Raw genomic sequence first — 12641 nt, 5'->3', positions numbered from 1 at the left:
TGCGAGGACCTTGTTCTTGCGGTTCAGGGGATCGGACGGAACACGCATTCGACAATGTTGTTATCGCTTTCGACATGGCCATCGGTGTGAAAGCGACCGAAGCCGCCGCCGTATTTTGTGAGGAAGGCATGCGGCCCGCCAAGATACAATCTAAGCGATTGCTGACGTACATTGCTTGATTTGGTTGCGCCGACTTAAGTATTCATCTCGGCAAAAATGGCACTCATTTTGTCATATCAAAACAAATGTAGTCGAAAAGGAGGACATTCTCAGCCAACTCTCCCCGATTTGTGACAGAAAATGCCAAATTTACATAGGATAAAATGGCACCTACCTTGATGTCATGGACACAAGGGAGGCACCGATGGCGTTCAAGGCAGAACTTCTCAAGAAGAAGCTGAAAGCAGAGGGGAAATCGCGCGACGAACTCGCCGCAGCGATCAAGAAGCATAAGCGCACAGTAAGTCGCTGGCTAGCGGGAACCAATCCGCCTAAGCCCAAGGATCTGGAGGCGATTGCCCGCGTTTTGAACTGCAAGCCTCAGGATTTCGATCCGTTCTTTGCCGACGTGGACTTGGGAGAAGTGTCCATCCAGGCCCATGTTTCTGCTGCGTCCCACAATGCCTACGAACTCATGCGTTGGCGTTATGGGGTCAGCCAGAAGCAGATCATGGAACTGGCACCCGTTCTCTTTTCGATTGTGGCCGGACATGCACTGAAAGTGCCGGTGCAGGACGACGAAGTAGCTCGCCTTGCCTTTGAAAACGGCCTCTCCGATCCGCGTCTGCAAGGGGGGCACCTTGAGGACCAAGCCAGCAAGCTCAAAAAATGCTTCGGAATCGAGACGTCACACCCTGGCACCGAAACGTCGCGGAATCTGTTCAGCGAGGCAATCGTTCGGCTGTCGGCGCAGATTTCAGACCACGTCGACACAAAGTGGTTCGTGGGGGCAGCGGTCGAAGAGGCCCCGAATGCGGCCGGATTTATATCGGACATTGAGCTCGTAGAGGCTCTCTCTGGGGGGCAACCGCAGCTGGCTGAGGCCATCGCGAAAGGACGCATTCGGCTGTCCTCGGTTTTGCATCAGGCCAAGGAAGCCAAGGGCGGTGGCCTCTCGATTGAAGAGCTTGCTAAGGCCATTCGGGAAGCGCATGAGCAGGGCATGGAGGAACAGCGGAAGGCAGGTCTCAAGAAGCTGAAGGCCTGGCGCGCGTTCTATGCCGAACGCCATCCGGAACTGGCCGCGGAGTATGATGACCTCGTGGCGAAGCATTGCCATGAAGAAGGTTGGTACCCTGAGCGGTATACGGATGATGACCGTGTTCAAAGCTGGGTGAACCCGTTCCAGGAAGATTTGCATCTCAACGAAGATACGCTTTCTGAGTATCAGAGCCGCAAAGCTGCGGCCTCTGAAGGCGGCAAAATTGCCTTGGTTTTCCCGTTCGAAGATCCGATCTATCGCCGCTTTGAAGAACTCCAGCGTCACCGCTCCAAGCTCAAAAAGCAGTTCGAGGAGGAGTGGGCATGATGGCTATGTGTGCAGACGCCTCTTTCGTCCTCAGCAACCATGCGGCAACGCGTATGGCCCAACGGAGTATTCGGCACGACAGTCTCGAACTTGTCCTTCTGCATGGGACACGGGTCAAGGCGCGGCATGATTGCGAGGAGTACATCTTGTCAGGACGGACCGTCCGGCACCTGACAGCCGCTGGCCTCGATGAGGAGATGATTGCAGCTGCGACCAAGGTGAGGGCGATTGTCGACGCCGCAGGTAATGTCGTGACCTGTTATCACCAGCGCAAAGGCCGATCACGACCGTTCCGCAGCAATTCCTGCCTTCGGAACACCAAGTACATGTGATTTTTCAAGGGACCGCAGAATGCGCGTCGTGTGAGTGGTACGCCCACGAACGATACCGCTGCGCGCTTAACTCAAGACCATGCAAGCGAAGGATGCAACATGTCCGCTATTATCTATCAATCCACAAAATTCTACCATGCGCGCGAACAGTATTATGCCGTAGCAGGAGAGCACACGTTGCTCCGCCTGACCATTGGCAGCATCGGCGGCCACCAACGCGGGGCCATCAAGACGGCCACCGCTAGCGATTTTGGCGCCCCGCCGATCTACCGGGACCGCGAAGCGTTGATCAACGCCCTGCAGGTGCGGACCCAGAAAATTGCCGGGGGCGAGGTGGACCTTTGCATCGACAGCGATGGCAAAGGCCGCAGGTTCGCCGAGATCTGCCTGTCCGGCACGCGGGATCAGTTGTTCGACGCCCTTACTCTACTGGCCGATGAGATGGCCCGATATCTGGGGCAGCCGGCAGAGGTCGACCACACCGCCGGCTGCAGCGATCTTCGCGATCTATATGACGACCTGTGCATTGCCGAGGGCGCGCCGATTTATTTGTCGGATGGCGTATATTTGGGATCTGACGGGCGGCTGCTCTAATGATGCAGGTAATGCAGTTCTCATCCCAGCAGCCCGCATGCCGCGCGGCAAGTCCCGCTCTTCGACGATCGAGAGGTTGCCCTCGCAGCGAGGCTTGTCTAGCCTCCAATTTAGCTGGTGGAATGTCATGCTTACCCCCCATTTCGGCCCGATTTCAAAGGCATACGATTCCAGGGTGATCTAGCGCAGAAGCCTGGAGACTATTTCCGCAAGAGATGCCGTTTGCCAGTAAAGGGGGACACCATGGATATGACGGGAAATCCAGAGCGCTTTGGCGTGTTGCTGCCTCTCTGGCCGGACCTGCATACGCTGGCGACCGAAGCAGAGCAGAATGCCGACAAGCTCCCTGATTTTTCGACCATCCGCCTACGCAGCTTTTCGGAGGCAATGGTTTGCCACCTTTTTCGGCACCATGGTTTGCAATTGAACGATGAAGAGAAGCAGTTCGACCGCCTGCAACTGCTTCAGCATAATAATCTTCTGGATCGGCGGATTCTGGGGCTTTTGCACACCGTCCGGAAACTCGGAAACATCGCCGCACACGGAAAGCGTCCTGTATCGGTGGCTGAAGCCCACGATCTGCTCGATGACGCCCTCTCGCTGACCGCTTGGTTCTGCCTTGAAATGCGCCCGGATATTGACTGGCAAGCGCGGGGACGTGCCGCGTCCATAACGCCTTCAGCATGTCATGAGACCTCGCAGGACATGTGCCCAGCCGACGCGAGGGAGAACATTGTCCAAAACCGCTACGCTGGCCTAGAGACCCTGGTCAGGCCACCGCAGACGCGGATCTCGTTGTGGGACATGTTCGAAGAGGAGCTCACGGCCGACCAGCAGAGGGGCATTTCGGCGCTCGATGGATTCCTCGCAGACGACACCCAGCGGGTATTTTTGCTGAAAGGCTATGCGGGAACGGGGAAAACCTTCCTTGCGGGTGGTCTGACCGAGTTCTTGCTTGCCCAAGGGCGGATGTTCGCGCTTGCGGCCCCGACAGGGCGGGCAGCCAAAGTCATCACAAAGAAAACTGGGCRGTCAGCGCGAACGATCCACAGCCTGATCTACGACTATAGCGAGATGACCGAGCAGACCGAAGATGACGGCGATGGGTCGGCCACCTTCAAGATGATTGCCAAGGTCCGGAACAATGATGACCCGGTCGATGCCGTTGCCATCATCGACGAGGCGTCGCTCGTATCGAACGTGTACTCCGAAAGTGAATTCTTCCGGTCTGGCAGCGGACATCTGTTGCGGGATCTGATCGAGCACGTGGGTTCAACGCATTCAGGCAACGCCCGAAAGATCATCTTCATCGGCGATCCTGCGCAGCTGCCTCCGGTCGGCATGTCGACCTCTCCTGCCCTGGACGCGGATTACCTGCGTGAGACCTTCGGGCTTGATGCAACCAGCTACGAGTTGACTGAAATCGTCCGCCAGAAAGCTGAAAGCGCGGTAATCCGCAACGTCATGCCCCTGCGCGAAGGCGTTACCAGTGGACGCTTCAGCAGCCTGACGTTCTCTTTCGACGATGACGTCATCCAACTGCCCAAGGACAGTGTCACACCTCTCTATATGAAGATCCGCGAAGGACGCGGCCCCCAGGCGCCGATCATCGTTACCCACTCGAATACCGAAGCCGCCAATTTCAACCGCGCGATCCGGGCAGTACTGTTTCCGGGCAAGGCGACAGTGGCGGCCGGTGACAGCGTGATTGTTGCGGCCAATGGCTTTTGCGGTCCTCATTACGTCGCTAATGGTGAAATCCTGCAGATCGACGCGGCTGAAGCGACGGTCGAGCGACGGTCTGTGCAGTTGCTTCAGAAGATCGGCAATAGCGACGTATCGGAACCCATTAATGTCGCGCTGAATTTTCGAGACGTCATGGTTGCGCTGCCGCAATCGGAAGGTGACGATCTCATCCTGAAGGCAAAGATACTCGACGATTTTCTGCACGGCGACGATGCTAGCTTGGCATCTGCGCAGCAGCGCGCCCTCTACGTCGATTTCCTCAAGCGCCACAAGCATATCGACCGGAACAAAGATCGTGATGCGTTCCAGTTGGCCCTGCGTTCGGATCCGTATTTCAACGCTCTTCGCCTCAGGTTTGGCTATGCCATTACCTGCCACAAGGCACAGGGCGGCGAGTGGAGCCATGTGATCGTCAGTTGCGCAACCCGGCAGAACCCGCGGTCATCGGACTATTTTCGCTGGCTCTACACGGCCATGACCCGGACCAGCAGAAAGCTGTATCTTGTCGATCCGCCGGAGATCAGGCTGAAAGCGGCGGGAACCGGATGGGKTACGCCGTCTACCACAGAACCCGGCCCACAAAGCCCGGAGTCCGGCCCTCCCGACCAGCGAGCGATGGCCCCTGAATCAGCTGGAGGGGCCCCCTGCCCGGCTTTGTCCCCGCAATCCCTGTTCCGCACTTGGCTTCAAACGGAAATCCGCAACAGGCTGGCCGACACTGGGGTCGAGATCGAGGACGTCGCTCACCACCAGTATCGAGAGGCGTATTTCTTCAAGCGAGGTGCTGATGCTGTTCGGATCGACATCGGCTACAAGGGAAACTGGACTGTCTCTAGCGTGACCTGCCCGAGGCCTGACGGCTTCGCGGAGGAGATCATAGCTCGCATCGCTGGATTGTCGGGCCAGAAACCAGGAACCGGCACTTCGAGCTCGGCCAGCGTGGGCGCGCCTGACCGCCCTTTCCTGCGGGATTTCCATGACCGGTTGATTGCCGCGCTGTCGAAGAAGGGCATCACGGTCGCCAACTTTAAGGAGCAGCAATGGAGCCAGCGCTACACTCTTGCGCGCGGTCTGGACACAGTCACGGTAGACATCTTTTACAACGGCAAAAACCAGTTAACCAAGTTCATGCCCGTCAATCCGTCCCTGAACCCAGAACCATCACTCATCGCGCTGCAGGATGATGTCGGAACCGTCCTGACCGACGAGGTTGTCCCGTGAGCATCTTTAGCGGGAGCCGGCGAAATAGGAGTTTGGGGGCGGGAACTTGGAACCATCGCTCCAAAGAGGTCACCGAACTTAGGAAAGGTGGCCAGCTTGCCGCTGCACATGCACTCTCACTGGAGCGCATCGCTGATTCCGAGGCCGATGACTACGACCGCGCCGCCTTTGCATGGTGTTTGATTGCGCTCGTGAAACAGCATTCAGCCGATGGTAATCACATGGCGCTGTCCGACTATCTGGACCAGTTGCGGCGCTTCGAAGTCCCGGCCTCAGACGCAATGCTGGCGGAGCATCGCGCGAAGGCTTTGGACCTCGCGGACCCCGACCGCCGTGCGATGCAGTCAGCTCGCATTCTGAGCAAGCAGGGCAAGCACGAGGAGGCCGCAAGGATCTACGCCGACCTTGATGCGAACGGAAAGCTGGCACCAGAGGATCGAAAGGCGTCGGGGTGGGAACTCTACCGCCTAATCAAAGTCGAACTCGAACAGGCGCAGGACGAGAAATTGTCTCCGCCAGTTGTTCAGCGCGTGAAGAGAAACCTGAACACCTATCTGAAGCTATCGATTGGCGGCCCTGACCTTCTGCACAGCCTCATGCTGCGGCAAGCGTTGCGCCTGACAAAGGGCGAACAGCTCAAGCTTCTTCCTTTTCTTCGCCTCTGGAACCCGGATCAGTTCAACGACGAGGACTTTGACCGGCAGACGGGAAAGGACGGCAAGACCTACCCGTCCCTCGTCGAGCAGGTGATCCAGGCCGCGTCGGCCGAGGCAGCCCAGAGCGACCGCGTGGATGACTGCCATTTCATTTTGCCGCATGTGCAGGCCGCGATGAAGCGCTTCCCGGATAACATCTGGCTCAAGTTCAATCTCACGAAACTACTGCGGGGTATGGGGCGTATTGATGAAGCGCTCAAGCTGGCCGTCGAATTTGCGCGCGAGAAGGCTTCTGAGTATTGGGCTTGGGAACTGATCGGTGACCTGGTGCCACATGATATCGATCTGCGGCGCTCGTGCTATGCCAAGGCCCTGAGCTGTTCACAGGACGATAACTTCGTAGGGAAGGTCCGCCTCAAGTTCGCCGCTCTGTTGGAAGAAAGCCACCCTGCCGAAGCCCGGTTCGAGGCAGAGCGAATGATTGCACACCGCGCCCGCGCCGGATACGCGATACCCCGCGAAGCACAGAGTCTTGTTGAAAGACTTTCTGCGGTGACGCCGAACACGACTGATCGCGCCTTCTATGGCAGCCTGAGCGATGCGGCGGAAGCTTTGCTTTTCTCGCACCTCCCGTGGACCGATGCGTGCCTCGGGGACGTTTTCACCATCGAGGGGCGAGATGGTCAGAAGCCTCGAAGGCGCCGCAGAATCTATGTGAAGGGGAATCCGTTCGCAATCGAGTTGAGCCTGCCCGACAGCCATCCGGACATCCGCAGGTTGGCCGAAGGAACGCCGATCAAGTTGCAATTAGAGACATCAAAGGCCGAGCCAAAGCGCACAATAATTCACCGGATCAGCCGCCGGGAAGACGGCACACCCATGGACATCATGCCCTTTCGGGTTGGTGTCATCGACCACATCAACCATGGAAAGTCTCTGCTTCACGTCATCGTAGCACGCGGCGTGGATGGAACTTGCCCAATCTCACTTTGCCCGTGGCAGGTGGAGATTGGAACCACCGTGGCAGTTCGTCTTTCCCAGCACCATTCGAAGAACGGCCTTCGCACGCGTATTCTCGAAATTGAACCCACCGAACAATCACCTTCTGCTGATGTCTGTCGCCCATTCCGCGAGGCAACGAACGTGACGCCGAGCGGGCTGGGGTTCACACTTGGAGATATCTTCATTCCTCCTCACATGATCACTGCTGAAGGGGTACAGGCGGGCGATCTTGTGGAAGGCGTGGCTGTTGCAAGTTTCGATAAGAAGCGTGGGAAATGGGGGATGAAGGCGATCAAGGCGAAAGTTGTCGCGCGAAATCACTTCGACTTTGGAGGTGAAAACGATGACTGGGAATAGCCGCCGCAAAGCACAGAACTAGAGCAATTCTCCCTATGCTTATCTTCCCAATCGCTTTGCCCTCTCGGCCATCCTGACCACCTGCGCGCTCGCCGTCGCCGCGGCGCTCTTTACCGCAGCAGGAGCGTGTACAGTTCCACGTCCAATCGCCTCACCCGTCGTGAGCGCCCCTATCCGCGACCTGCCCTGGACACCAGATGTGTTAGCCAGCCCTCGCAGTACCCCTGCGGACCCGCTGACAATCGCCGGTGCCGCCGCCACCATTAGGTTTCCCGAGATGCCGCGAACGATCAGGGGTGTTGCTGCTACAAATCCTTTGGCCAGGAAAACCATGACGAAGAACGGCACGAGCGATCCGATGTTGGTTGCCGAGTTCGGATCACCGAGCTGGGCTAGCAGCGAATTCGCCATGCCGACGACGGTAGAGAACATTGCTGCGATTACGATGGGGTAGAAGGCATAGCTGACTGTCGTCGAGACCCATCTGTGGAAGAAATCCTTGGTCGCGTCAAAGAGCGACAGTGCGATCATGATCGGAGCGAGGCCAAGCATGAGTGTCAGCATCATCTTGGCGAAGATGAGTACGATGCCGGTCATGAAGCCGAGAAGGCTGAGGAGCACCAGGCCAATGCCGCCGAGGATCGCTCCGGTCATCCAGTTGAGGTTGTTGCCGATAGCGTTAAGGTATTGGCTGAACTCTGTAATCAGTCGGTCGAATTCGGCTGCGAAATAGGTAGCGCCCGCCCCGCCGCCCCCGACTGATGAAATCAGTGCGCCCGCCACATAGTCGAGCCCACCAATGACTGCATTTGCGACAGCGTTGAAGTTGGCCCAGTTGAAAGCGAAGACTCCTATCAGCATCAGCTTGATCAGGTACCAGAAGAAACTTGCCCCATCCATGCTGCGGAACTGGAATGCCATGTTGATGCAGACGCCGATCAGCGAAAGCGTGACCATCAGCAGGACGATCGTGCCGGTATTGCTTGCCACGGCCCCGAACTGGGACTCGGCCGCATCGGCGAGGAAGCCGTCGGCGGTTCCAACCATCCAGCTGACTATGCTCATTACCAGTTGCCTTGCGCTTCGCAGATATCCTGGACGGCGCGGGCGATCTGGTTCTGTTCGTTGCGGAGGGCCAATTGGGCTTGAGTGTGCTCCGCTTGGGTGTTGCTCGCGAACTGTTCCTCGTACTCGGTCGAAGCGGCATCCCAAGACGGGAAGCGCACATCACAGCCGCAATCGCCACTTTCGTTGATCGTCTCCCATGACCGCAACTCGTAGAGACGCATCAACGTCAGCGCCTTGTAGGCTTCCCGCGGATTGATTTCGTCCATCCAGGTCGGGCGCGCCGGACGATCGTTGCAAATCCGGTACTTTTGAGGCGACATATCGACCGTGAGATCGTTTGAGATCGGAGGCGAAGTCTGCGCCACAAGTGGGCCCGCAAGGGCGGCAAGCATGACTGCGAGGATTGGTTTTCGCATCTGGGGGGTCCTTTTTTACTCAGCGGCAACGGAGGGGCTCTTGTTGCCTCTGCCGTCGACCGTGTCGAGGTTCAAATCTGTGGTTTGACCCGGCAGGAAGAACTCGGTGATTCCGCGCGCGCCTTCATGGCGGCCTGCCTGAATGATCACGTCGATTGAGCCCTCGATATAATCGATCATGTCGGCATAGGTCATCGGCACATCGGTTTTCAGGGCGGCGATGGCGAGGCGGCGAACAGCAAGTTGTGGAGTCTCGGCATGGAGCGTAGTCAGCGATCCACCGTGGCCGGTGTTGATTGCCTCGAGAAACGTCATCGCCTCGCGCCCGCGGACTTCGCCTAGGACGATCCGGTCAGGTCGCATGCGAAGCGTTGTGGCCAAGAGCACATCGGCACTGCGGGCATCCGTGTCCCGGTCCGCGATCAACGTCACGGCATTGGGCTGCTCGGGGCGCAGCTCGGCCGCCTCCTCGATGGTGATGATCCGCTCTTCGGGCGGGATCAGCGAAAGGATCTTGCGCGCCGCGACCGTCTTGCCGGTCGATGTACCGCCCGAAACGATCATGTTGAGCTTGTTCTCGACGCAGAAGCGCAGCGCGGCGTCGATGTCGCCGGAGGCAACCACATCGCGCAGCGCGGCGTTTCGTTCGCGCCGCAGACCTTCGAGGCTGCGCTCCTTTCCATAGAGGAAGCCGAGCCGGATTGCCTTCAGCGGCAGGGAGGAGAAGAAGCGCAACGATATTGAAAACCCGCCCTCGACTGCCGGCGGCTGGATCACCTGCGCGCGGATCGGGCGATCTCGATATAGGATCGAGACCGAGACAATGGGCTTCTTCGTGCTGAGCGTCGTCGAGGCGGCCGAGGCGATCTGGTTGCCGAGGTCCTTGATCTCGGTCTGGCTCAGCGGGCTGCCGAGACCTCGCATGAAGTGATCGCCCTGGAATTCGCCCCAGACTTGTCCGTCGGGATTGATACAGATCTCGATCGTTTCATCGCGCAGGACCTCGGGGCCGAAACGGTCGAGCGACGCTTCCAGATAACTTGCAGCCATGTCAGAAAATCTCGAGGTCACGATCAACCATGACCGTGATCCGTGTACCCTGATCGACATGTATCACTGGCCGGATCGCCAGATAGTCCTGCATCACGCTTTGCGTGCTATCGCGCAGGTCGGTGCCGACATCACTCGCAACATCGGCCGCCGCCTCGCTGTCGATTTGACCCGCTGCAGCCGCAGGCAAGGCGCCGATCAAGGAGATCAGCGCGGCGGAGCCGAAGCGTTGCGCGAAACGGGTGTCGACAAACCCGGTGGTGCCAGTACGGCCGAGTTCGTCTCCACCGAAGGCGCTGATCTGCACGGTCTGATTATCGGGCAAGATGATCCGATCCCATGCCACCATGACGCGCGATTGGGCAAGTGCGACATCGGAGCGGTAGCGCCCGATCAGCCGCGCGCCGCGCGGGATCAGGATACGCGTTCCATCGAAAGAATGGACGTCTTCCGAGACGATGGCGCGGATCGCGCCGGGCAGTGTGCTGTCGAGGGCCGTCTCTGTCACAGCCTGAATCATGGTGCCCTGAACAACCGTGTTCAATGGGTTCGCGATCACTTCGGCACGTGTCACCTGTGCTGGTTGCGCGCCCGAACGAACAAAGGCTTCATCTGCATTCAGACGCGCGGCTTCCAGCGTATTCTCCCTATCCGCACCCGCGCCCATCCCGGAGAACGCGATCATAGGAGACGCGATGCGCTCTGCGCGGGCCTCAGCTTCGGCTGCGCGCCGCCTTTCGAGTTCGGCCAGCCGCAATTCTTCTTCACTTGGTCCCAATGAGGTCGGCTCTGGTGGTACAAGCCGTGCTAGCTCCAAGTCCATGCGGAGCTGATTCAATTCGCGATCCCGCTCGGTCAGCTGCCGCTCGAGGGCACGCTGCGCCTCGGCGGATGCTTCCTGTAAGGTGGCAATTTGCGCCGTCAGGTCCGCAATAGCCTGCTCCGCCCCGCTATTCGCGGCCTCGGCCGGTCTTGCGCGCAGTTCCTCGAGTTCCGCTCTCAATGTCGCAAGACTTTCCATCAGCGCGAGTTCAGACTCGCTCGGACCTGTGCCCGCAGGCGGGGCTTGGCTGGGCTCCGGGGTAGAAATCGGCGCCAGATCTCCGAATCCGGGGCCGCTGCTCTGGAACTCCTCCGGCGCGGCGGTCGCCATTGGTGCTTCTGCCGACGGCTGTAGGGCAGCCCATGCCAGACCGCCTGCTGCCGCGATGCCGACGACTCCAAGGATCGCGGCAAGCGGTGCAGGCCGCTTGCTTGCCTTCGCTTTGCCTGTCGAGCCTTCGAGAGCCGCGAGGCGCGCGGCGAGGTCTTCCGTACCTTCGGTCATGATGTGGCCTGTCCTGCGTCCTGGACGCAAATCACCTCTTCGCCAAGGCGAAGGACCCATTGTCGGTTGACGCCGGACACGCGGATGACGCCGTCACTCAAGGCCTGGCTGTTCACCGCGCGTTCCCTGCCGTTCGAATATCGGAAGATGGCGGGCACCGGCGCATTCCGTGCGAACCGGAAATACGTGAAGGTACCATCATCCCAGATGGCCGTCGGCGTGAACTCTTCTCGGGCACTGACCGCATAGTTCGCGTTCGGCGCATCGGCCGCAACCGCCCTGGTGGGTTGTACGCGGTTTTCAGGATAGCGGAACTGCACGACATAATGCGGCGTCTCCCGGGCTTCGACGACATGGAAGTAGTAGGAGCGACGGTTGGTGTAGACGGTGATGTTGGTGGCGACGCCAGATGCTGTCGGCTTGATGGCGAAGGCACGGCCACCCGGGACACCGTCGAATTGAAACCCGACCGTATCGCCGGCGATGATCGAGCGGATGGTTTCACCCTCACCGAATTCGACTGTGGTGACGCTGGTCAGAGTCGTGACGACACGGTAAACTTGGCCTTCAGTCCAGGTCGCGACGCGCACGCGATTGTCATGAGAACCTGGACGGGGCGTAGTTTCGGCCAAAGCAGTCGTTCCCGCGAACGCGAGAATACTGGCGGCCAGCAGCGCAGAGATTGGAGTGCGAGTCATTCGGAACGGTCCGATCGGATGGCATATTGGGTAACGGTGAAACCGAAAGGGTTTTGCCAAACATCGTCGATCGCGCGGGTCCGCTCGGGCCGGAATTCGAACATCAACGTGGCAGTGAACGATCCATCCTGTACCCCCTGAGGGCTGGTCAGGCGCTTTCTGAGCCGCACCTGGGCGCGGTTATCGCCAATAAGGGTGATCGATGCGATCTCGACAGCCATCTCGGCCGCAGCCCCGTAACGCGTCGGCGGATAGCTGTCCTGCCCCGATGTCCACATCGCGCGCATGCTGGCCTCGGCCGATCCGGAAGACTGTGCCAGGACACGGCGGACACGAAGATCGTTGTCGAGCTGGTTGTAGGTTTCGCGGTCGAAAATGTAGCGGTAGATTTGCGCTTCGATCACGGCAGGCCGTTCGGCGAGCGACACGGTTTCAACCGTGGCATTGGGGAGCGCCATCCCGGTCGCGGGATCGTAGGGCACAACCACGGGAGGCGGCGTCTCGACCATCAGCGCGACAGCCGCAGCCGTCAAACAGCCGAATACGCCAAAGCCTGCCCCGGAAATGCCGATCATCCGCCAAAGCTGTTCCCGGCGCAGGGCACCGTAGACAAGTTCCTCTTCCACGAGCTCGCGCGCAGTCATCA

At 59.0% G+C, this 12641-nt stretch carries 11 protein-coding genes; 5 read left to right on the top strand and 6 right to left on the bottom strand.

Features of this window, described 5'->3' with window-relative positions; translation table 11 throughout:
- Positions 1 to 364 precede the first annotated feature (364 nt).
- The 5 genes from A9D60_RS09845 (at position 365) to A9D60_RS09825 (ending at position 7436) form a co-directional block, all read left to right on the top strand.
- The gene (locus tag A9D60_RS09845) at positions 365 to 1528 is read left to right on the top strand and encodes a helix-turn-helix domain-containing protein (protein WP_065267416.1); all 1164 of its coding nucleotides are present in this window, start codon (positions 365 to 367) and stop codon (positions 1526 to 1528) included.
- Between the two features lie 146 nt (positions 1529 to 1674).
- Positions 1675 to 1860, top strand: coding sequence for a hypothetical protein (locus A9D60_RS09840; RefSeq protein ID WP_254656661.1), 186 nt, complete (start codon positions 1675 to 1677; stop codon positions 1858 to 1860).
- A 99-nt stretch (positions 1861 to 1959) separates the two neighbouring features.
- Complete coding sequence (locus A9D60_RS09835) at positions 1960 to 2454, top strand: hypothetical protein (RefSeq protein WP_065267414.1); 495 nt, start codon at positions 1960 to 1962, stop codon at positions 2452 to 2454.
- A gap of 243 nt (positions 2455 to 2697) precedes the next feature.
- The gene (locus A9D60_RS09830; protein ID WP_065267413.1) at positions 2698 to 5421 is read left to right on the top strand and encodes an ATP-dependent DNA helicase; all 2724 of its coding nucleotides are present in this window, start codon (positions 2698 to 2700) and stop codon (positions 5419 to 5421) included.
- Positions 5418 to 7436, top strand: coding sequence for a DUF7017 domain-containing protein (locus A9D60_RS09825; protein ID WP_217492047.1), 2019 nt, complete (start codon positions 5418 to 5420; stop codon positions 7434 to 7436). Before A9D60_RS09830 ends, A9D60_RS09825 begins: the two co-directional genes overlap by 4 nt.
- A 39-nt stretch (positions 7437 to 7475) precedes the next feature.
- On the opposite strand, the gene A9D60_RS09820 is transcribed toward A9D60_RS09825, so the two are convergent.
- From A9D60_RS09820 to A9D60_RS09795, 6 genes are read right to left on the bottom strand one after another with little or no spacing between them, the layout of a single operon-like run.
- The gene (locus tag A9D60_RS09820; protein WP_065267411.1) at positions 7476 to 8501 is read right to left on the bottom strand and encodes a type IV secretion system protein; all 1026 of its coding nucleotides are present in this window, start codon (positions 8499 to 8501) and stop codon (positions 7476 to 7478) included.
- A complete protein-coding gene (locus A9D60_RS09815) occupies positions 8501 to 8920 on the bottom strand; it encodes a hypothetical protein (protein ID WP_040885977.1) in 420 nt (139 codons plus the stop codon). Before A9D60_RS09815 ends, A9D60_RS09820 begins: the two co-directional genes overlap by 1 nt.
- Before the next feature lie 15 nt (positions 8921 to 8935).
- Complete coding sequence (locus A9D60_RS09810) at positions 8936 to 9970, bottom strand: ATPase, T2SS/T4P/T4SS family (RefSeq protein WP_065267410.1); 1035 nt, start codon at positions 9968 to 9970, stop codon at positions 8936 to 8938.
- Between the two features lies 1 nt (position 9971).
- Complete coding sequence (locus tag A9D60_RS09805; protein WP_065267409.1) at positions 9972 to 11297, bottom strand: TrbI/VirB10 family protein; 1326 nt, start codon at positions 11295 to 11297, stop codon at positions 9972 to 9974.
- A complete protein-coding gene (locus A9D60_RS09800; protein WP_175392929.1) occupies positions 11294 to 11995 on the bottom strand; it encodes a TrbG/VirB9 family P-type conjugative transfer protein in 702 nt (233 codons plus the stop codon). The genes A9D60_RS09805 and A9D60_RS09800 overlap by 4 nt, the downstream gene beginning before the upstream one ends.
- Positions 11992 to 12639 carry a virB8 family protein gene (locus tag A9D60_RS09795; RefSeq protein WP_043872331.1) on the bottom strand — a complete coding sequence of 216 codons (648 nt, stop codon included), beginning with the start codon at positions 12637 to 12639 and terminating at the stop codon, positions 11992 to 11994. The genes A9D60_RS09800 and A9D60_RS09795 overlap by 4 nt, the downstream gene beginning before the upstream one ends.
- Positions 12640 to 12641: the final 2 nt, after the last annotated feature.

The sequence above is a fragment of the Leisingera sp. JC1 genome (assembly GCF_001679925.1).
In the GTDB taxonomy this organism is placed as follows: Bacteria; Pseudomonadota; Alphaproteobacteria; order Rhodobacterales; family Rhodobacteraceae; genus Leisingera.
This window is presented reverse-complemented; position numbering and strand designations above follow the sequence as displayed.

Bases quoted from the DNA above. Each gene is read 5' to 3' on its own strand.
- A9D60_RS09845 (WP_065267416.1), top strand. From the start codon at position 365: ATGGCGTTCAAGGCAGAACTTCTCAAGAAGAAGCTGAAAGCAGAGGGG.
- A9D60_RS09835 (WP_065267414.1), top strand. From the start codon at position 1,960: ATGTCCGCTATTATCTATCAATCCACAAAATTCTACCATGCGCGCGAA.
- A9D60_RS09820 (WP_065267411.1), bottom strand. From the start codon at position 8,501: ATGAGCATAGTCAGCTGGATGGTTGGAACCGCCGACGGCTTCCTCGCC.
- A9D60_RS09815 (WP_040885977.1), bottom strand. From the start codon at position 8,920: ATGCGAAAACCAATCCTCGCAGTCATGCTTGCCGCCCTTGCGGGCCCA.
- A9D60_RS09810 (WP_065267410.1), bottom strand. From the start codon at position 9,970: ATGGCTGCAAGTTATCTGGAAGCGTCGCTCGACCGTTTCGGCCCCGAG.
- A9D60_RS09805 (WP_065267409.1), bottom strand. From the start codon at position 11,297: ATGACCGAAGGTACGGAAGACCTCGCCGCGCGCCTCGCGGCTCTCGAA.
- A9D60_RS09800 (WP_175392929.1), bottom strand. From the start codon at position 11,995: ATGACTCGCACTCCAATCTCTGCGCTGCTGGCCGCCAGTATTCTCGCG.
- A9D60_RS09795 (WP_043872331.1), bottom strand. From the start codon at position 12,639: ATGACTGCGCGCGAGCTCGTGGAAGAGGAACTTGTCTACGGTGCCCTG.